The organism is Paenalcaligenes sp. Me131 (assembly GCF_050487225.1).
In the GTDB taxonomy this organism is placed as follows: Bacteria; Pseudomonadota; Gammaproteobacteria; order Burkholderiales; family Burkholderiaceae_B; genus Paenalcaligenes.
Window position 1 is genome coordinate 61,934 of record NZ_JBKQGY010000003.1, and the last position, 19,721, is coordinate 81,654.

General features: G+C 51.1%; 18 protein-coding genes. 12 read left to right on the plus strand and 6 right to left on the minus strand.

What is annotated here, in order from left to right; translation table 11 throughout:
• The first annotated feature begins 32 nt into the window (after positions 1–32).
• The 5 genes from ACLPHM_RS11915 to ACLPHM_RS11935 all read left to right on the plus strand — a co-directional run bounded on the left by ACLPHM_RS11915 (position 33) and on the right by ACLPHM_RS11935 (position 4,532).
• The gene (locus ACLPHM_RS11915; protein ID WP_135861874.1) at positions 33–842 is read left to right on the plus strand and encodes a thiazole synthase; all 810 of its coding nucleotides are present in this window, start codon (positions 33–35) and stop codon (positions 840–842) included.
• Between the two features lie 5 nt (positions 843–847).
• Positions 848–1,672: a bifunctional hydroxymethylpyrimidine kinase/phosphomethylpyrimidine kinase gene (gene thiD / locus ACLPHM_RS11920; RefSeq protein ID WP_430221453.1), complete on the plus strand. Its 825-nt coding sequence runs from the start codon at positions 848–850 to the stop codon at positions 1,670–1,672.
• 25 nt (positions 1,673–1,697) lie between these two features.
• Positions 1,698–2,399, plus strand: coding sequence for a 5'-methylthioadenosine/adenosylhomocysteine nucleosidase (locus tag ACLPHM_RS11925; protein WP_430221454.1), 702 nt, complete (start codon positions 1,698–1,700; stop codon positions 2,397–2,399).
• Between the two features lie 104 nt (positions 2,400–2,503).
• Positions 2,504–3,184 carry a protein-L-isoaspartate O-methyltransferase family protein gene (locus ACLPHM_RS11930; RefSeq protein ID WP_430221455.1) on the plus strand — a complete coding sequence of 227 codons (681 nt, stop codon included), beginning with the start codon at positions 2,504–2,506 and terminating at the stop codon, positions 3,182–3,184.
• A gap of 61 nt (positions 3,185–3,245) precedes the next feature.
• On the plus strand, positions 3,246–4,532 hold the full coding sequence (locus ACLPHM_RS11935) for a TolC family outer membrane protein (protein WP_430221456.1): 1,287 nt from the start codon (positions 3,246–3,248) through the stop codon (positions 4,530–4,532).
• A 670-nt stretch (positions 4,533–5,202) separates the two neighbouring features.
• Here ACLPHM_RS11935 and ACLPHM_RS11940 read toward each other — a convergent pair.
• The 6 genes from ACLPHM_RS11940 to ACLPHM_RS11965 form a co-directional block, all read right to left on the minus strand.
• Positions 5,203–5,826 carry a LysE/ArgO family amino acid transporter gene (locus ACLPHM_RS11940; protein WP_430221457.1) on the minus strand — a complete coding sequence of 208 codons (624 nt, stop codon included), beginning with the start codon at positions 5,824–5,826 and terminating at the stop codon, positions 5,203–5,205.
• 3 nt (positions 5,827–5,829) lie between these two features.
• Positions 5,830–6,312, minus strand: coding sequence for an adenylyltransferase/cytidyltransferase family protein (locus tag ACLPHM_RS11945; protein ID WP_430221458.1), 483 nt, complete (start codon positions 6,310–6,312; stop codon positions 5,830–5,832).
• A gap of 5 nt (positions 6,313–6,317) precedes the next feature.
• Entirely contained in the window at positions 6,318–7,178 is an 861-nt protein-coding gene (locus ACLPHM_RS11950) for a ferritin family protein (protein WP_430221459.1), read from the minus strand.
• Positions 7,179–7,265: 87 nt separating this feature from the next.
• Complete coding sequence (ubiB, locus tag ACLPHM_RS11955; protein ID WP_430221460.1) at positions 7,266–8,825, minus strand: ubiquinone biosynthesis regulatory protein kinase UbiB; 1,560 nt, start codon at positions 8,823–8,825, stop codon at positions 7,266–7,268.
• The gene (locus ACLPHM_RS11960; protein WP_430221461.1) at positions 8,819–9,445 is read right to left on the minus strand and encodes a ubiquinone biosynthesis accessory factor UbiJ; all 627 of its coding nucleotides are present in this window, start codon (positions 9,443–9,445) and stop codon (positions 8,819–8,821) included. Before ACLPHM_RS11960 ends, ubiB begins: the two co-directional genes overlap by 7 nt.
• A 158-nt stretch (positions 9,446–9,603) precedes the next feature.
• Entirely contained in the window at positions 9,604–10,587 is a 984-nt protein-coding gene (locus ACLPHM_RS11965; RefSeq protein ID WP_430221462.1) for a Tim44 domain-containing protein, read from the minus strand.
• 371 nt (positions 10,588–10,958) lie between these two features.
• Here ACLPHM_RS11965 and ACLPHM_RS11970 point away from each other — a divergent pair, with 371 nt between their 5' ends.
• The 7 genes from ACLPHM_RS11970 to ACLPHM_RS12000 all read left to right on the plus strand — a co-directional run bounded on the left by ACLPHM_RS11970 (position 10,959) and on the right by ACLPHM_RS12000 (position 19,393).
• On the plus strand, positions 10,959–11,615 hold the full coding sequence (locus tag ACLPHM_RS11970; RefSeq protein WP_430221463.1) for a hypothetical protein: 657 nt from the start codon (positions 10,959–10,961) through the stop codon (positions 11,613–11,615).
• Positions 11,616–11,667: 52 nt separating this feature from the next.
• Positions 11,668–12,636: a TRAP transporter substrate-binding protein gene (locus tag ACLPHM_RS11975; RefSeq protein ID WP_430221464.1), complete on the plus strand. Its 969-nt coding sequence runs from the start codon at positions 11,668–11,670 to the stop codon at positions 12,634–12,636.
• Between the two features lie 15 nt (positions 12,637–12,651).
• Positions 12,652–13,134 (plus strand): TRAP transporter small permease, encoded by a 483-nt coding sequence (locus tag ACLPHM_RS11980; RefSeq protein ID WP_430221465.1) that lies wholly within the window; start codon positions 12,652–12,654, stop codon positions 13,132–13,134.
• 2 nt (positions 13,135–13,136) lie between these two features.
• Entirely contained in the window at positions 13,137–14,432 is a 1,296-nt protein-coding gene (locus ACLPHM_RS11985; RefSeq protein WP_430221466.1) for a TRAP transporter large permease, read from the plus strand.
• Between the two features lie 127 nt (positions 14,433–14,559).
• A complete protein-coding gene (locus tag ACLPHM_RS11990) occupies positions 14,560–18,213 on the plus strand; it encodes a hydantoinase B/oxoprolinase family protein (protein WP_430221467.1) in 3,654 nt (1,217 codons plus the stop codon).
• 139 nt (positions 18,214–18,352) lie between these two features.
• Positions 18,353–18,865 (plus strand): ClbS/DfsB family four-helix bundle protein, encoded by a 513-nt coding sequence (locus ACLPHM_RS11995; RefSeq protein WP_430221468.1) that lies wholly within the window; start codon positions 18,353–18,355, stop codon positions 18,863–18,865.
• Between the two features lie 186 nt (positions 18,866–19,051).
• Positions 19,052–19,393 carry a DUF6616 family protein gene (locus ACLPHM_RS12000; protein ID WP_430221469.1) on the plus strand — a complete coding sequence of 114 codons (342 nt, stop codon included), beginning with the start codon at positions 19,052–19,054 and terminating at the stop codon, positions 19,391–19,393.
• Positions 19,394–19,721 lie beyond the last annotated feature (328 nt).

Consider the following 19,721-nt stretch of genomic DNA (forward strand, 5'->3'; position numbering starts at 1 on the left):
CATTTCTGTCATACCACTAGAGCATCACCACCATGAGCATTACTACTCCTGCCGATCCATTTGTTATTGCGGGTAAATCCTATCAATCCCGTCTACTTGTAGGCACAGGGAAATACAAGGATTTCGAAGAAACCAAGCTAGCGATTGAAGCCAGTGGTACAGAAATTGTTACTGTCGCCATCCGTCGCACCAACATCGGCCAAGACGTTAACGCGCCTAGCCTGCTGGACTACGTTCCACCTTCCCGCTACACCATTTTGCCTAATACCGCCGGCTGCTTTACCGCAGACGATGCCGTGCGCACTTTGCGCCTAGCGCGTGAATTGCTGGATGGCCACTCGTTGGTGAAACTGGAAGTGCTGGGCAGCGCCCAAAACCTATTCCCCAACATGCCCGAAACCCTAATCGCCGCCAAAACACTGGTGAGCGAAGGTTTTGACGTGATGGTGTACTGCTCTGACGATCCTATTCAGTGCAAGATGCTGGAAGACATTGGTTGTGTGGCCATCATGCCATTGGCATCACTGATTGGCTCCGGCATGGGCATTATTAACCCATGGAACCTGCGCCTGATTATCGATCAATCCTCCGTACCTGTACTGGTAGACGCTGGCGTAGGCACAGCCTCGGATGCCGCAATTGGTATGGAATTAGGGTGTGATGGCGTATTGATGAATACCGCGATTGCCGGTGCTCGTGACCCAATTCGCATGGCATTGGCCATGAAAGAAGCTGTACAAGCTGGTCGTAATGCATACCTTGCTGGTCGCGTACCTCGCAAATATTACGATGCAGACCCTAGCTCGCCTGTTGAGGGCATGATTCATTCTCGTTCTAAGTAAAGTCTATGATTCCCAGTACTCTGACCATCGCCGGCGTAGACCCCTCTGGGGGTGCTGGTGTCTTGGCCGATGTAAAGGCCATGAGCGCTCTTGGCGCCTATGCTAACGGTGTGATTGCCGCACTGACCGCACAAAACACCCAAGGTGTAACGGGCATATTGCCTGTGGACCCCGCTTTTGTGGCCTTGCAGATTGATACGCTGTTTGACGACGTGCGTATTGATGCGGTGAAGCTGGGCATGTTGGGACAACAGCCTGTGACTGAAGTGGTTGCTGAGCGCTTGGCACACTGGAAGCCCAAACATCTGGTACTAGACCCCGTCATGGTGGCTAAAAGCGGTAATTTGCTTTTGGAAAAACCCGCTGTAAACGCCCTGCGTGAACAGCTACTACCACAATCCACCATGATTACGCCTAACCTGCCCGAAGCCGGAGTACTGCTGGAAGCTCGCCCCGCCGAAACACTCAAAGAGATGTATGGCGTAGCCGAGAAACTGCATAAGCTGATTGATGATGGCAAAGAACGCTGGGTATTTTTAAAGGGTGGGCACCTACCTGGTGATGACTGCCCTGATCTGCTGTTTAATGGCGATCAAATGGTAGAAATGCCGGCTTTGCGTATCCAAACTAAAAACACACATGGCACAGGCTGCACCTTGTCAGCTGCATTAGCTGCCTTGTTGCCCCAAACCCCTAATGCGGTTGAAGCAGCCAAGCTCGCCAAACAATATTTGTTTAAAGCGATTGCACGTTCTCATGAAATGAACATTGGTTCAGGCCATGGCCCAGTACATCACTTCCACCACTGGTGGCCACCTGTTAATTCTTGATTTGGTCTGAGTCACCACTGTAGTTATGACGCATAGCACCGCCATTATTGTGGCCATGCAGGAAGAGTTAGAAATCGTCCTGCAGCATTTAGATCATGCCAGTACTCACGAACGTGCTGGCATGCAGTTTCACCAAGGCCTGTTCGCAGGTAAACCTGTGGTTGCGGTAATTTGTGGTGTAGGTAAGGTGAATGCTGCCACGTGCACACAAATACTGATTTCTGAATTCGCGGTAAGCCGTGTCATCAATATTGGGATTGCAGGGGGCATAGGCCCAGGCATTTCCCCCGGTGATGTGGTGATTGCGGATTGCTTGGTACAGCACGATATGGATATCGCTGCCCTAGGTTTGCCACCAGGACAGATCTTCCGTATGGATACGCTGTACTTCCCTACTGACCCCACGCTACGTAAATTGGCTCAGGCTGCTGCCAGCCACATTACAGGGCATCAGGTCAGCACTGGCTGCATTGCCAGCGGGGATCAATTTATTGCTTGCCCAGAAAAAAGCCGCTGGATACACCAGCAGTTCAATGCACTTGCCTGCGAGATGGAAAGTGCTAGTATTGCGCAAGTGTGCTACCTGAATAAGGTGCCTGTGATTTGCATTCGGTCTATTTCCGACAATGCCAATGACGGCGCCAACATGGATTTTGAGCAATTTATGAGCATCGCTGTGCAGAATGCGAGTATTCTTCTGCAACAGATGCTTCCTGCTTGCCCATGAAGTAACGATCTGGACAGAAATGCCTGTTTTTGAACAAAGCAGTATCTGGCATCCTGTCCTATAATCAGATTTCTGTACGACTAACCAAACGCTTATTGGACGTTATGAACATTCACGCGCTGTCTGAGCTCGAACGTGCACGCTATTACATGATCGAGCAACAAATCCGCCCTTGGCATCTGTCTGATGAAAACGTGCTTGCTGCCCTACTAGAGGTCAAGCGTGAGCGCTTTGTACCTCCAGCTATGGAAGGTGCGGCCTTTTCTGATACCGAACTGCCACTGATTGTTGACGGCATAGACACCGGTGAAACCATGCTGTTCCCCAGCTTGGAAGCCCGTCTCGCCCAAGAACTGCAACTCAAACCGTCTGATGGTGTGCTTGAAATCGGTACTGGCTCGGGTTTCCAAGCCGCTTTGCTGGCCTGTTTGTGCCAGCAAGTGACCTCGATTGAAATCAACAGTACGCTTGCTGGCTTTGCAAAAAACAATCTGCAACGTAACAAAATCACGAATGTTACCGTTGAAACTGGCGATGCTCACGCAGGCTGGGGTACTACCGAATATGATGCAATTTTGCTGACTGGCTCGGTTCCTACTGTACCGGATGCACTGAAATATCAGTTGGCGATTGGTGGCCGTTTGGTAGCCGTCGTTGGTCAGCAACCTGTAATGACCGTGACTCGTATCACGCGTACTAGTGCCGCAAGTTTTGACGTGGAACTTCTTTTTGATACCAACATCAAAGCTTTGCATGGTACGGCTATTTCGCATTTCAAATTCTAATCACGCCCGTCGTCGCCCTTGGCGACGCACGCTGAGCACCCTACTGTTCAGCTCCCTCTACATGGCACTGCCTGCCTCTGCGGCAGGTTTGCTTGATATCTGGGAGCTGGCTTTAGCGCGTGACCCGGCTTATGCCGCCACACGCTATGCCAGCACGGCTGATCAAGAGCAAATACATCAAGCTAGAGCACAGCTACTCCCCCACCTCGCGGGTAATGCTCAAGCTGGCACCACTGACCGACGTAGGGCCAGCACGCTTAAACAACATGGCCATAGCAACATGAATCAATGGAACCTGACACTCAGTCAGGCGATTATTGATTTGCAAGCCTATAGCCTGTACGAGCGCTCCAAACACTTAGCTGCTGTTGCTGTACTCAATGAAGAACAAGCCCGTCAACAATTGATGGTGCGTGTGGCGCAAGCCTACTTCAACGTACTGACCGCACAAGACACCCTACGCTCCCTGTATGCCCAACGCCAAGCGGTCACACACCAGCTGAAATCGGCCGAAGCATCCTTTGATTTGGGTGGTACATCCATTACGGATGCCTACGAAGCCAAAGCAAGGTTAGACCTTGTGAACAGTTCTATTGTGGCGGCGGAAAGCCAACTGCAAGTGCAACAACAGGCCTTAGAGGCCCTGATTGCTGAGCCTGCTCCGGTGTTAAATGGGCTATCCACTAACGATTTGCCCACCCCTGAACCGGCTCAACCCGAAACCTGGGCATCGCAAGCAGCACAAAACAACTTAAGCGTGCTGAAGGCTGAACTCAGTTGGTTAAGCACACAAGCTGCCTTAGACGCCGCCAAGCGCGAACACGCGCCTACGTTATCGTTGCAAGCCCGCACTGGCAGTACGAACCAACAGGGCGTGTACCAAGATAGTCGCTCGCCCCGCGCACTGGACAGCAGCATTGGGTTAGAGCTCAATATTCCTTTGTATTCCGGTGGTGCGATTTCCTCGCGCGTGCGTGAGCAAACCGCTAGGTTGCAGCAACAGAATTTCGAGAAAGAAGACGCTAAACGCAATGCGATTACCGCCGCACGCCAATACTTCACTGACGTGAATATGGGGCTACTACAGGTACGTGCATTACAGGCGGCAGAGCGCTCTAGCCAAGCTTCGCTAGACGCTAACGAACTGGCGTATGAAGTCGGCGTGCGTATCAATATTGATGTGTTGAATGCGCAGCAACAACTGTATGAAACACAACGTGCATTATCCAAAGCACGTTATGACACGCTGTTAAATAGTCTGCGCTTGAAAGAGGCGGCCGGCACACTGAATGATGCTGATCTGCAGGCGTTAGATGCCCTGCTGGATCAACCACAGCCGGCGGCGTAAACACTCCCCTTTATGTATGGATGGCGGTGTTTATCGTATATACCGGGAAGCACAGCATTCATCGCACGCGCTAGGGACTGCAGGAATACTTTTTGTGATTTGAAACACCAAATCAAAAAAGTTTCCTCTCCGTCCCTCGATGGGTTTGAATGAGGGTAGGTTTACAGCCCTTTCTCTAGTCATAATATTTCCTGCTGCAAAAACACACAGCTTCAACGGCGACCTATCTCAAACTCGTGGCAAGCAATGACGAGGGGGCTGCAGCAGCCAATTGCTAGTACCCTAGTAGGTCTATACCGCTATATTGCTTAAGCATATCCCACAGCACAGTCCTCATCTCATCGCACACGCTGGGGACGGGGAGAATGAGGTTAGGCTGACTGCCCTTTCTTGTGTACAGTTCTGCCTGTTGTAGCAGGCATCTGCCTACTGGCCTTAAGGGCGAATCCGATCAGAGCGCACTACTAAGGCATCACTCCATGTTTCTACACTTTCCAAACATGAGTAGAGCTACAGCACCGCTAACATTTCCCGTGAGCTACTACAGAAAGACGGCTCACTGCCAGCAACTACCAAAATAAAAACCGTAGCAAGCAATGAAGGAAATACTTTCGCAGCCTAAGGCTCATGCAGTCAGTTTTGGCCAGCAGGTTTTAGCCGCCTGAGCCAGCTACGCGCTAGCTATGCCATATTGGATTAGATACCAAGCAATCCACATCATAAACACGCCTATCAGCGTATCTATCACGCGCCATACCAAACGACTACGTAGCCATGGCGATAGCAGCACCGCACCATAGGCAATAGAGAAGAACCACACGATAGATGCCACGCTAGTGCCTAACCAAAAGCCCAGCTTATGCTGTTCTTCGTAGGTAGCAGCAATACCGCCCACCAAGAGCAAGGTATCCACATACACATGCGGGTTCAACAAGGTAATGGCCAGCGTGATGAGTACTACGCGTTTTAAGCTGACTTTCGCGGCGGTACCATCCAGATGCATGCCGCTGCTGCCTAACCAAGCACTACGCCACGCCCTAAGACCGTAATACGCCACAAACGCTGCCCCCAAAAAGGCGAGCACGCGTGTCAATGTGGCGTTTTGGCTTAGCAGCGTCCCTACCCCAAAGACGCCAGCGCCCATCAAAATGATATCGCATACCGTGCAAATCAATGCCACCCAGAATACATGCTGGCGTAATAAGCCTTGCTTTAACACAAAGATGTTTTGGGCTCCAATAGCCACGATCAGGCCTAGGCCTAAGACTGCGCCCTGTAAGAAAGCCTGTTCCATGGTTTATTGGCGAATTTTGCGTACCAGCGCCGTAGTAGACCTGTCGAACTCAAAGTCTATGGCTACTGCATCGCCGCCCCAACTGCGCACCAACGCTGTTTCAGGCAGCTTTTCCATATCGTAATCGCCACCTTTGACGATTAGATCGGGTTTCAAGGCTGCAATAATGGCTTCTGGTGTGTCTTCAGCAAAGAAAGTCACTGCAGTGGTTGAAGAAAGCGCTGCCAATAACGCAGCGCGATCTTGCTCAGCATTTAACGGTCTATCATCACCTTTGCCTAAGCGACGTACTGACGCATCGGTATTAATGGCAACGACTAGGCTTACGCCCAACTGCGCTGCCGCATCCAAATAGCTTACGTGCCCACGGTGCAAAATATCGAATACGCCATTGGTAAACACCAACGGGCGCGGTAAATCACCGCGTTCTACGGCTGCTGCCAACGCATCTGGCGTATAGATTTTTTGCTCAAAGGTGATTGCCATAGTAATTAGGCCGGTACGATCAATTGCTGTTGTTTGCTCAAGTCTTTACGGTAACGGTTTAGCTCTTGTACCGACTTAAAGTCTTCGCCCATCAACAACGACATGTTGTGCAGAATACGGGTGGACACTTTACCTTCCCACTCTTTATCAAAGCGGATTTGGTCATCCAACCAGTGCTCCAACCAACCTGGAGACGGCAGTTTGGACTGCACTGTGTCGTCTGGGTACATGTCTTTGTTGACGTGCAAGTTGGTGGGGTGCAAGGCCTGAGCCGTACGGTGTGCAGACGCCATCAATACACCAATTTTAGAAAACGCCAAGCGTGTTTCTAATTTGGTTGCATCATTAGGGGTCGCCAAAGCACGACGCATGTAGCGCAAATAAGCACCAGCGTGACGGGCTTCATCTTGCGCCACAATTTTGTAAATCGCTTGGATAACGGGCTCAGTGTGCCAGTCAGCCGCGCGTCTATACCAGTGATTCAACCGCACCTCGCCGCAGAAGTGCAGCATCATGGTTTCCATGGCAGGGGCAGGATCAAACTCAAAACGTACGTTATGCAGCTCTTCTTCGGTAGGCACCAACTCAGGGCGGAATCTACGCAGATACTCCATCAACACCAGCGAGTGCTTCTGCTCTTCAAAGAACCAAATCGACATGAAGGACGAAAAGTCACTGTCATTGCGAAAATCACGTAAGAACATTTCTGTAGCAGGCAAAGCAGCCCACTCAGTAATGGCATTCATCTTGATGGTATAAGCCTGTTCATCAGTCAGCTTGGACGCATCATAGTCATCCCAGGGAATGTCATGCGACAGGTTCCAGCGTACAGCTTCCATGGATTTGAACAACTCGGGATATAACATCTCTCATCCTCGGGGGTAAATCGACACACTTATCGTATAGTGTGCAGTTCTCAGAATTATGTCAGCACCGCGATCGTTAACGCGACACTACAATACTTTTACAGCCCACAGCACCAAACCCACGACCACGGCCAATAACGCACACAATACGGTCATTAACCTATTGTTCTGTTCTTGGGCCACACGTAGCTGGCGTAACTCCTGCAGGACCACCGGCGTCGTATCTGGCCGGCTCAGATTATCGAAGACCAGACGTGGCAACTGTGGCATGATCTGTGCCCACTGACCGGCTTCTTTTTTGAGTTGCTGCTTCAGGCCCTGTGGCCCTATACGTTGATACATCCATTTTTCTAGATACGGTTTAGCGGTATCCCAGAGATCCAGCTCAGGATCTAGATCACGCCCCATACCTTCGACGTTCAACAAGGTTTTTTGCAGCAACACCAATTGCGGCTGAATCTCCACATTAAAGCGCCGCGATGTTTGGAACAGGCGTAACAACACCTGCCCTAACGATATTTGTGACAAGGGACGGTCAAAGTGCGGCTCACATACAGCCCGCACGGCCCCCTCCAATTCTTCTTCGCGTGTATCTGCCGGTACCCAACCTGACTCAATGTGCAGTTGTGCTACACGGCGATAATCACGACGGAAAAAAGCCAAGAAATTCTGTGCCAGATAGTTCTTATCGAACTCTGACAATGACCCCACAATACCGAAATCAAGCGCAATGTAGCGCCCGAACGTATCTGGATCGTCAGAAATACGAATATTACCCGGGTGCATGTCAGCATGGAAAAAACCATCCGCAAACACCTGAGTAAAGAAAATTTCTACCCCTTTACGCGCCACCTGCTTTAGGTCTACCCCTGCATCACGCAAACGCTGTATCTGATTCACGGGAATGCCGCGCATTCTATCCATGGTAAATACATTGTGTGCGCAGTAATCCCAATGCACCTCAGGCACCATCAGCAAATCTACACGCTCAGGAGTTTCCACAAAGTTGCGGCGCAGTTGGCTGCAGTTCGAGGCTTCACGAATGAGGTCTAGCTCATCGTGCAGGTATTTTTCGAACTCGGCCACCACTTCACGTGGACGCAAACGTCGGCCATCCGGCCCCGTTTTTTCTACCAATCGTGCCATGGTGCGCATCAACGCCAAGTCTTTGTCGATGACCTCGCGCATCCCTGGACGCAGTACCTTGACAGCAACTTCACGGCCATTATGCAGTACAGCGAAGTGCACTTGTGCAATAGACGCAGACGCAACAGGGTCTACCTCAAAATGCTTAAACAGTTTGTTGGTAGGCGCACCCAGTGCCTGCTCTACGATTTTGGCTGAAACTTGAGAATCAAACGGTGGCACGCGGTCTTGCAGCAAGGCAAGCTCTTCAGCCACATCCAAGGGAATCAAATCACGTCGTGTGGACAGCACCTGCCCAAATTTCACGAACACCGGCCCTAATGACTCTAGTGCCAAACGCAAACGCTCACCACGCGGCAGCTTAGGCGCACGCCCAAACCGCACAATACGCAGCAAACGCACCGCCCACGGATGGCGAATACTGGACAGCACTAGCTCATCTAAACGGTACTTAAAAGCGATGTAAAGAATGTAGAAGAAACGACAAAAGCTCATCAGCATGACAACCTCTTTTTCTGCTCAAGACGTTGTACAGCTTGCTCGGTGCGCTCTAGGGCTTGCTCCACTTGTTGGAAGCGCGCTTTCCACATCTGATAACGACTGTGTGACACCAACAGGTCACTTTCTTCACCCAGATATTCACCTAGGTTTTCTGCGGCATTTCGTACTGTTTTACGGCTGCCATCAAACAAGCTTTTAGCCCCTGACAGCAAACGCACAGCCGGTATATCCCCTACCACAGCGGCTAACTCACCTTCTAGATCAGGGCGTAGTGACTGCGCTAAGTCGGCCACGACATTGGCCAATGCGGCCTCACCTTCGATGCGCATCAACTGTGTGAGCGCAGAGGGATCGCCACCTTGTAGTACGGAGGGAATTTGCGAAAGCCGTTCTGCCGGTAACGTTAGTGTCACGTCTGGCAAGACAGAAGAGTCGCAATGCTGTAGTTGACCATTGGCGGTGATACTGCACTGAAACCGCAACAGCCCTGCTTCTACACGCACGCTATGCCCGGAAAACGCCGCCAACCGTGCCTGTGCCCACTCATCGCGCACTAACAATCGGTTGATCAAGCGCACCCCCATACGAGCAGGATGCAAGAAATCCGGAACTACTGACATGAAATTTGCCTCTGACACGATCACCCTGCAGGTAACATAGGAAATGCCCTAGTGTAACCTGTTGCCTTGTTTCTCACGCATACAACAAGGATAAAAACAAACGCTACACCACGGTATAGGTATAGCGTTTGTCGCTAGGATGATCCAACGACCTACTATCAGTCGTTAGCGGTCAGTTGCTGAATACCAGCCACCAGCCAGCCAGCGTTATCTTCTTTGTACAGGTTCCATACTTCTTCAAAGCGGAACGCTTCTGTACCCTGACCTTCACGCAGCATACCGGAGTAACGGATGCTAGCTAGGTGACCACCAGCCACTTTTTCTATACCCAACAATTCAGCATTCAGCAGCACTACTTCTGTAGAGCTGTCGTCGCTTTCGCGTTGTTGAATTTGTGGTGTAGCTTCAATCAGCAAATCGTCGGTCAAGTATTCGCGCAGCGCGTTTACATCACCTTTGTCCCACAACGCTTGAATTTCTACAAAGCGCTGTTTGGAGTTTGCCAAGAAAGACGTGATGTCAAAGTCAGCAGGAATAAACCAGCTAGAATCCACTTCAGTTTGCTCTGGTGCTGCGTAAGCAGCCGCTGCGGGTGCAGCAGACACTGGAGCAGGCGCAGGCTGTTGCGCTGCTCGGGGGTACTGAGGCTGCATACCTGGGTTGTTAGACTGACGGTATTGATTATTCACGTTACCGGCACCTTGAGTGGCGGTGCGAGACCCTGCTCCACGCAAACGACGGATCAAGAACATCACACCAAAGACCACGATACCGATCAACACTGCGCTAGACAGGAATTCCAGCATTGCACCGCCCAGACCCAGGCTGGACAACAATGCGGCAATACCCAGACCCGCAGCAATACCGGCCAGAGGGCCTAAGAAACGGGACATACCAGACTTAGCTGCTGTGCCTGCTGCCGCTGCGCCAGCAGCAGGTGCTGCGCTGCGTTGAGCCGTGTTAGCTGCTGCAGGTGGAGTGACCGCTTGACGTTGCTGAGTCACGTTAGAGGACTGGCGACCAAAACTTTTGCCACCACCCATACGGCGGGCTTCTGCATCAAAGGAAACGGCCAGCATGCCGACGGCTGATACCGCGATCAGCATTGTTGCCAGCACACGGGAAATTCGTTGCGAAATCATCTATGACTCCTTGCTCACGACTACATCATGTGTCGTGTGTCTTATGAGGGCTTTGTCAGACACAGACTGACAAATAGCTTACTAGAAGCTGAACATTAGCATAAAGCCGCCCTTTTGCACCACCATTAATTACAAAAAAATCACACCCTCCGGGCAGGCTTTAGCTTTGGAGCTGCTCACCAGTATCGGGTTTTCCCCCTATTGGAGCCTGTCGCCCAACCTCTCAATACACCACAATCGCCTTTAAACACTGGCGTTGCGGGGCCTATAAATATTTCTTATCACTCAACACCAAAATAAACTGATTGAGCATAAAGCCGAGTCTGCACACAATAGCCTGAACCTATACCTACTATATTGGGGACTTTTGTATGACATCTGCCCAGCGCACACCAGGTGAACTGTTCATCTGGACGAACGTTGACCCTACTTACGAGGACGACTTTAACCAATGGTATGACCGCGAACACATGGAAGAACGCGCTGCCATCCCAGGTTTCTGTTGGGCCAGACGCTACAAGAACCCACAAAACGAACGCCGCTACCTCGCGCTATACCGTACTGACGATATTTCGGTATTTCATAGCCCTACGTACCAACAAGCGTTCCAGCACCAAACCGCCTGGTCGCTGAGTAACTTTAGCCGCATGCAAAACAGCCAACGTCGCGTTATGAAAGTACAGCCATTGGCTGGCTTTGGTACAGGTGCTGCTATTGCGTTGATTACCTTAGGTGATCAGGCTACCGCCGAACAAGTGAGTCGTATTGCCGAGCAAATCCAAAAACAAATGGATGGTGTGCTGGCATTACGTCTACTTACGCCTGATACGGAACTGTCTACACCGTTACCATCGGAAGACACATCCAACCGTATACTGGAACCCGTGTTGATTATCGACACAACCACCGAACCGGTAGCTGCTGCCGCGTCTCGTTGGATTATTGAGGAGTTCAAGTTGGATGGCACCTGTGCCACCACCTTCTCCTTGCTGTGGGATTTGCGTTCCAGAGATCTACAACCTCGCTAACGTCATATCCTATCCCGTAGCACTTTTTTCACTCGTTGGAGGAGTTACTAAAATGATAAAAAAACTGTTAACCGTGTCTTGTATGTTGGCCTTGGCTGGTACAGCCCAAGCTGCTACCACCTGGACCATGAGCGCCGAACAGCCTGATAACAACTACCTAACTATTAACGTACGTGAGTTTGCAAAAGACGTTGAAGAAGCCACTAACGGCTCCTTGAAAATCAATGTGCAGTCCAACAGTATTTTGTTGAAACGTCCTGAGGTAAAACGTGGCGTACAACAAGGCGTGATCCAAATTGGTGAAGCGCTAATGTCCATTAACGGTAACGAAGACGCGATGTATGAAGTAGATAGCGTACCGTTTCTGGCTACCTCCTTTGATGATGCCCAAAAACTATGGAATCTGGCCAGACCAGCCATTACCGAGCGTTTGGACAAACAAGGCTTGATGCTACTGTACGCAGCTCCTTGGCCATCACAAGGCTTCTACACTAAAAAAGAAATTAGCTCTTTGGATGACCTGAACGGTTCACGCTTCCGCTCTTACAGCGCAGCCACTAGCCGTTTGGCCACACTGATGGGTGCAACACCCACAACCGTGAACTCCCAAGAAGTGCCACAAGCGTTTTCTACCGGTGTGATTGACTCCATGATCACCTCACCCTCCACTGGTGTAGATACTCAAGCGTGGGATTACGTGTCGCACTACTACGATGTACAAGCCTTCATCCCACTGAACTTCGTTATCGTGAACAAGCGCGCCTTCTCTCGCCTAAGCGAAGCCGAGCAAACGGCCTTGTTGGCAGCATCTGAGCGTGCTGAAACACGTGGCTGGCAGATGGGTCGTGAGCGCACTGAAGAACTGACCAAAACACTGAGCGACCACGGCATGACTGTATTGCCTCCACCAGATGCTGTACGTGCTGATATGCAAAAAATCGGCACAACCATGGCGGACGAATGGTTGGCTAAAGCCGGTCCTGACGGGCAAAAGATCCTTGATGCCTACCGCGGTAACTAAACAGGCTGATTGTTTATGAAATGGCTAGAACACTTGGCCAAAGCATGCGGCGCGGTCGCCGCTTGCTTTCTCTGCCTCATTGGAATTTTGGTCACGGCCCAAATCGTTAGTCGCATGATGGGAAAAATGATCCCCAGCTCAGACGAGTTCGCGGCGTGGGCCATGGCTTCCTCGATTTTCTTGGCACTGCCTTACACCATGCTGCGCGGTGAACACATTCGCGTAACCCTGATCCTGCAATTTTTACCTAAAGGTCTGCACAAGTCTTACGAACTATTGGCAACACTGCTGGCATTGGGTTTCAGCATCTGGATGTCGTACTACGTAATCGAGTTCGTGTACGAATCCTACCAATTTAACGATGTGTCATCAGGCATCGTGACCGTACCGATGTGGATTCCACAATTTGGTATGCCCATAGGCCTCTGTATTTTCACACTCATGCTGCTCCGTCGACTTATTTGCTGTCTGCGTAACCAGCCACTGGAGGATAACTGATCATGGGTGATTTAACTCAAGCCATAATCCTCATTGTTTCCCTGCTCTTGTTATTGAGCATGGGTGTATGGGTTGCCATCGTTTTGGTCGCCTGCGGCATGATCAGCTTGATGCTGTTTGCTGATAGCCCTGCCGGTATTATTTTTGCCACTAAAGCCTGGGACTCTGCTGCCAGTTGGTCGTTAACGGCCTTACCGCTGTTCATCTGGATGGGCGAGATTCTGTATCGCACCCGCCTTGCGGAAGACATGTTCAAAGGCTTAGGCCCATGGCTGCAACGCTTGCCCGGTCGCTTAGTACACGTGAACACAGTGGGTTGCGGTATTTTTGCTGCGGTGAGTGGTTCTTCTGCTGCCACAGCCGCCACCATCGGCCGTATTTCCCTGCCTGAACTGAAGTCCCGTGGCTACGATGAAGGCATTAGCATTGGTTCGTTAGCCGGTGCCGGTACCTTAGGTCTGCTGATTCCACCTTCTATCGTGATGATTGTGTACGCCGTAGCGGCACAGGTTTCTATCATTAAGCTATTTATTGCCGGTATTTTGCCCGGCATCATGATGATATTCCTGTTCTCTGGTTACATCGCACTGTGGTCACTGCGTAACCCTGGCGGCATCCCCAAAGAGATAGAAGAAATCACCCTGCGTGAAAAGCTGTATCGCTTGCGTTTGTTGCTACCTGTAGTACTGCTGATCGCGGGTGTGATCGGCTCCATTTATGCAGGTATAGCCACAGCTACCGAAGCGGCTGTCATTGGTGTAATTGGCTCTCTGATTATCGCTGGCGTAGGCCGCTCGCTGAACTGGAAATCATTTTCTGCCAGCTTAATGGGTGCCGTACGTACCTCGTGCATGATTTCGTTCATCTTGATTGGGGCCAGCTTTTTAACCAGTGCCATGAGCTTCACCGGCATGCCTAGCAACCTAGCATCATGGATTGCCTCGCTGAACCTTAGCCCTTACGCCTTGATCGCCGCGCTAACCGTGTTCTTCATCTTGCTAGGCGCTTTCTTGGATGGTATTTCGCTGATCGTACTGACCACATCAGTATTGATGCCTACCATTTTGGCAGCAGGTATTGATCCTATCTGGTTTGGTATTTACCTAATCCTGACCGTAGAAATGGCACAAATTACGCCACCTATTGGTTTTAACCTTTTCGTTATTCAAAACATCACCGGTAAAAACTTGTTTGAGCTGGTGAAGATGGCACTGCCATTTTTCTGGATACTGGTCTTGGCCACCGCACTGGTCACTATTTTCCCGGAAATTGTCATGTGGATGCCTAACGCGATGTAACACCGCTGCCTGCAGCGCACTGCAGGCAGCCACCTTAACTGACTGATAATGCTTAGGCCCCTGTTGGCAGGGGTCCGGGCTCCCTTACGCTGAATTATTCCTACGACGCTACAACGAAGGACTTGGTATGACACAAGATACAACGCTCCCAACTTCTAAATGGCAATTTTGGGTAGACCGTGGAGGCACCTTTACGGACATCGTGGCTCGCCACCCAGACGGTCATTTGCTTACGCACAAATTGCTTTCTGACAACCCAGCCCAATACCCAGATGCCGCATTGGCTGGTATTCGTCACCTGTTGGGCTTGGCTGTGGATGCCCCTATCCCTAGCGAGCTGATCGAAGCCGTGAAGATGGGTACAACGGTCGCTACCAATGCCCTGTTAGAGCGTAAGGGCGAACCTACTGTACTGTTTACGACGCGCGGTTTTAAAGATGCGCTGCGTATTGGTTACCAAGCCCGTCCACGTATTTTTGATCGTCAAATCCACTTGCCTGAACTGCTGTACCAACACGTAGTAGAAGTGGACGAGCGTATTCACGCGGACGGTACGGTTGAAAAAGCACTAGATAAAGACGTTGTACGTGCACAGCTGCAAGAAGCCTACGATGCCGGTTACCGCGCACTGGCTATTGTGCTGATGCACGGCTACCGCTACACCCAACACGAGCAAATTATTGCTGAGTTGGCGCGTGAAATGGGCTTTGGTCAGGTTTCAGTTTCTCACGAAGTTAGCCCCTTGATGAAGCTGGTAGGTAGGGGCGACACCACCGTAGTGGATGCGTACCTCTCCCCCATCTTGCGTCGTTACGTGAACCGTGTTGCTAGCGAATTAGATGGCGTACGCCTGATGTTCATGCAGTCCAACGGTGGTTTAACCTCGGCACACTCCTTCCAAGGTAAAGACTCTGTATTGTCTGGCCCTGCAGGCGGTATCGTCGGCATGGCACGCACAGCAGCAGCAACGGGTGCATCGCAACTGATCGGCTTTGATATGGGCGGTACGTCTACTGACGTGTCTCACTACGATGGCGAGTTCGAGCGCACCTTTGAAACCATTGTGGCTGGTGTGCGTTTGCGTGCGCCGATGATGAACATCCACACCGTAGCTGCGGGTGGTGGTTCTATTGTGCACTTTGACGGTGCTCGTATGCGTGTGGGCCCAGACTCTGCTGGAGCCTTCCCTGGCCCTGCTGCTTACCGTAACGGCGGCCCGCTGACCGTGACCGACTGCAACGTTATGTTGGGCAAAATCCAACCTGAATTCTTCCCAAGCATTTTCGGCCCTAAAGCCAACCAGCCGCTGGACCGCGATATCGTGCGCCAGAAGTTCACCGAGTTGGCGGCTGAAATCAAAGCCAGCACAGGTCGTGATCACACACCAGAACAAGTGGCTGAAGGCTTCTTGAACATTGCTGTGGCCAACATGGCTAACGCTGTGAAGAAAATTTCCATTGAGCGTGGTTACGATGTCAGCCGCTATACGCTGGTATCTTTTGGTGGTGCGGGTGGTCAGCATGCGTGCTTGGTGGCCGACTCCTTGGGTATTAGCCGCGTCTTGATTCACCCCTTTGCTGGTGTGTTGTCAGCCTACGGTATGGGCTTGGCGGATATTACTGCCATGCGTGAGATCAGCGTAGAGGCCGAACTGAACGACGCTAATATTCCACTGTACGAAGAGCAGCTCGCACTATTGGCTGAACAAGCCAGCGCCGAAGTTTTGGCACAAGGTGTACCCGCCCAACGCATCAACATACTGCAACGTGCCCACCTGCGCTACGAAGGCACAGACTCTGCCTTGCTGGTGAACTATGGCGACTTGGCAGCGATGCAAGCTGAGTTTGAGGCCAGCTACCTGCAGCGCTACAGCTTCTTGATGCCAGATAAAAAACTTATCGTTGAAGCCGTATCCGTAGAAGCTATTGGTGCCAGCTCCGAGCAAAGCCCTGTAGTGGCCGCCCCAGCTACCACCAACACTCACACGGCGAATGCCGCTAGCACTGCCGCCCTGTTCTCACACGATCAGCAGCACCAGTGCCCGATTTACCAGCGCGCCGACCTGCAACCCGGTTCTCACCTACTAGGCCCAGCAATCATTTGTGATGCCAGCGGTACCACGATTGTGGAACCCGATTGGCAGCTGGAAATCTTAGGTGGTGGCGAAATTCTGATGACTCGCGCTGTAGCGCAACGCCGTGAGAATGCTATTGGTACCGATGTAGACCCAGTAATGCTGGAGATCTTCAATAACCTGTTCATGTCTATTGCTGAACAGATGGGGGCAACCCTAGCGAACACAGCGTTCTCGGTCAACATCAAAGAGCGTCTGGACTTCTCGTGCGCGCTGTTCGATGAAGACGGCAACCTGATTGCTAACGCACCGCACATGCCTGTGCACTTAGGCTCCATGGGCGAAAGTATCAAAACCGTGATTCGTCGTAACAGTGGCAAAATGCGCCCTGGCGACAGTTACGTACTGAACGACCCGTATAACGGCGGTACTCACCTACCCGACATCACCGTGGTCACCCCTGTATTTGATACCGCAGGCAAAGACATTCTGTTCTTCGTGGCCTCACGTGGTCACCATGCGGACGTGGGTGGTATCACCCCAGGCTCCATGCCACCAAATAGCCGTACCGTGATTGATGAAGGCGTGCTGATCGACAACTTCAAACTGGTAGAAAACGGTTTGATGCGTGAAGCAGCCCTACGTGAATTGCTGGGCAGTGGTCCACACCCTGCCCGTAACGTAGAACAGAACATTGCTGACTTGCGTGCTCAAATCGCCGCCAATGAAAAAGGCGTGCAAGAACTGCGCCGCATGGTGAGTACCTTTGGTCTGGACGTTGTCCAAGCCTACATGCAGCACGTACAAGATAATGCCGAAGAGGCCGTTCGTCGTGTGATCGGGGTACTGAAAAACGGTCAGTTCCGCTACGAAATGGACAGCGGTGCCGTCATTAACGTGAACGTAGAAGTTGATGCTGCTACTCGCAGTGCAGTGATTGATTTCACCGGTACGTCTGAACAGTTGGAAAACAACTTCAATGCCCCCTCTGCTGTGTGTATGGCGGCGGTGTTGTACGTATTCCGCACACTGGTGGATGATGACATCCCGATGAATGCGGGTTGCTTGAAACCCATTACTGTGAAAATCCCACAAGGGTGCATGTTGAACCCGAACCCACCAGCCGCGACAGTGGCCGGTAACGTGGAAACCTCACAAGTGATTACCGATGCGCTGTACGGTGCATTGGGTGTGATGTCGGGCGCACAAGGCACGATGAACAACTTCACCTTTGGTAATAACACCCACCAATACTACGAGACTATCTCGGGTGGTTCAGGTGCGGGCTTCCGTTATCACCCAGAAACCGGTGAGCGTCAGTTCTTTGATGGTACAGACGTGGTGCAAACCCACATGACCAACTCCAGACTGACTGACCCTGAGGTACTGGAATGGCGCTTCCCTGTGCTCTTGGAAAGCTTCACCATCCGTCCTAATAGCGGCGGTAAAGGTGCTGCGTCTGGCGGTAACGGTGGTACGCGTCGCGTACGCTTCCTAGAAAACATGACGGCTTCGATTCTGTCTAACCGTCGCCGTGTCGCGCCGTTTGGTCTGGAAGGCGGTGAGTCAGGTGAGGTAGGTCGCAGCTACGTGATTCGTACCGATGGCAGTCAAGAAGAAATTGGTGCAACGGGATCGGCAGAGATGCAACCCGGTGATGTATTCGTAATCCAAACCCCAGGTGGTGGTGGTTTCGGTAAAGCGTAATACGTTGCGATAACTACGTTGGTGCTGGGGATGAACGTGTAGTTTCTGTTCATCCCCTTTTTTTATGTACTCACCACACCGATACCACACGATAATACCTACTGACGTCGTGTTAAGCCGCCACACTCAAGGAATAGCCATGGCCGTGCCACAGAACAAACAAGAATTACTAGATGCTATTCGTACCACCTACCAAAAACTGGAAGCCGATCTGACCACCGTACCGACAGAACTCGTACATGAAAGCACCTTACCTGGTCATGTACAGGGTACGCTCATGACCGTACACAACGTGGTGGCTTACTTGCTGGGGTGGAATCTGCTGGTACTCAAATGGTGCGACGCTAAGGCCAGGGGAGTAACTGTTGATTTCCCTGAGTCGGGTTATAAGTGGAACCAGCTAGGCCGTTTAGCGCAAAAATTCTACACAGATCATGCTCATCTTTCTTACGCAGAATTGCTACAACAAATGGCTGCCGTACATGCTCGTATCGTGGCAATGGTTGAACAAGAAACAGATGCTTCGTTATACGGTGCTGCTTGGTACGAAAAATACACACAGGGAAGAATGATTCAGTTCAACACGTCATCCCCTTACGCTAATGCCCGGGGCAGACTGCGCAAATGGAAAAAAGCTAACCATATCGCTTAAAGCGTACCCATTCGCTGCTGCCAGTACTGCGTGTGTATATTGCTTTATGTAGAGATTAGAATCATAATTTATTAATTAGCCACCATATTATATGGCGACAAAACACATCACGACTATGAGTTCACTGTCTCGTTATTAGTCGCCCCCAGCTACTCACAGCACCAAATTTCACGTAAAGGAGATCACATGTCACACCACTATCTTGTAGAGCTTTACACGCCTAACGCAAGCTGGAAGGCGTTAACGTCAGAACAGCGCCAAGACTTTCTAGGCAACATAGGCAGCGCGATGGGCGGGTTATCCAGCATGGGTGTGGAAGTGCTAACGCTGGCTGAGATTGAGCCCGGCATAGACCAAAATAGTCAGCACCGTTTTCTAGGCATCTGGCGTTTTCCAAATGCACAAACGCGTGATGCTTTATTGGCAGGAATTAAAGCCAGTGGCTGGTATGCGTATTTTGATCACATCAATGCAGCAGGAGCAGAAGGAGATTTTGCTCAGCATCTTGGGGCGTTAATCACAGCGTGACGAGCTAGAGTTTGAATCTCAGCATTCACTGAGGTTCTTACTTCACTACTACCTTACCCAAAAGTTGCTAGGTGGTGGCGGGCTTACCGCCTTTCCTTAGGCTAGGACGTGAGCCATTACATTCGTGCCTCGTTCTACCAATAGCTGCCATATAAAAACCGTGGCAAGCGATGAAGGGAAAACGGAGGAAAGTATTTTTTATTTGGTGCACAAATTAAAAAATACTTTTCGCAGTGCTAGCTAATACATGCAGTCGCCCAGCAGTTCTATGTGGTATTCCCCGTCCACACCGAGAAAACTCTGCCACACACAACAAAGCCCCGGTTTC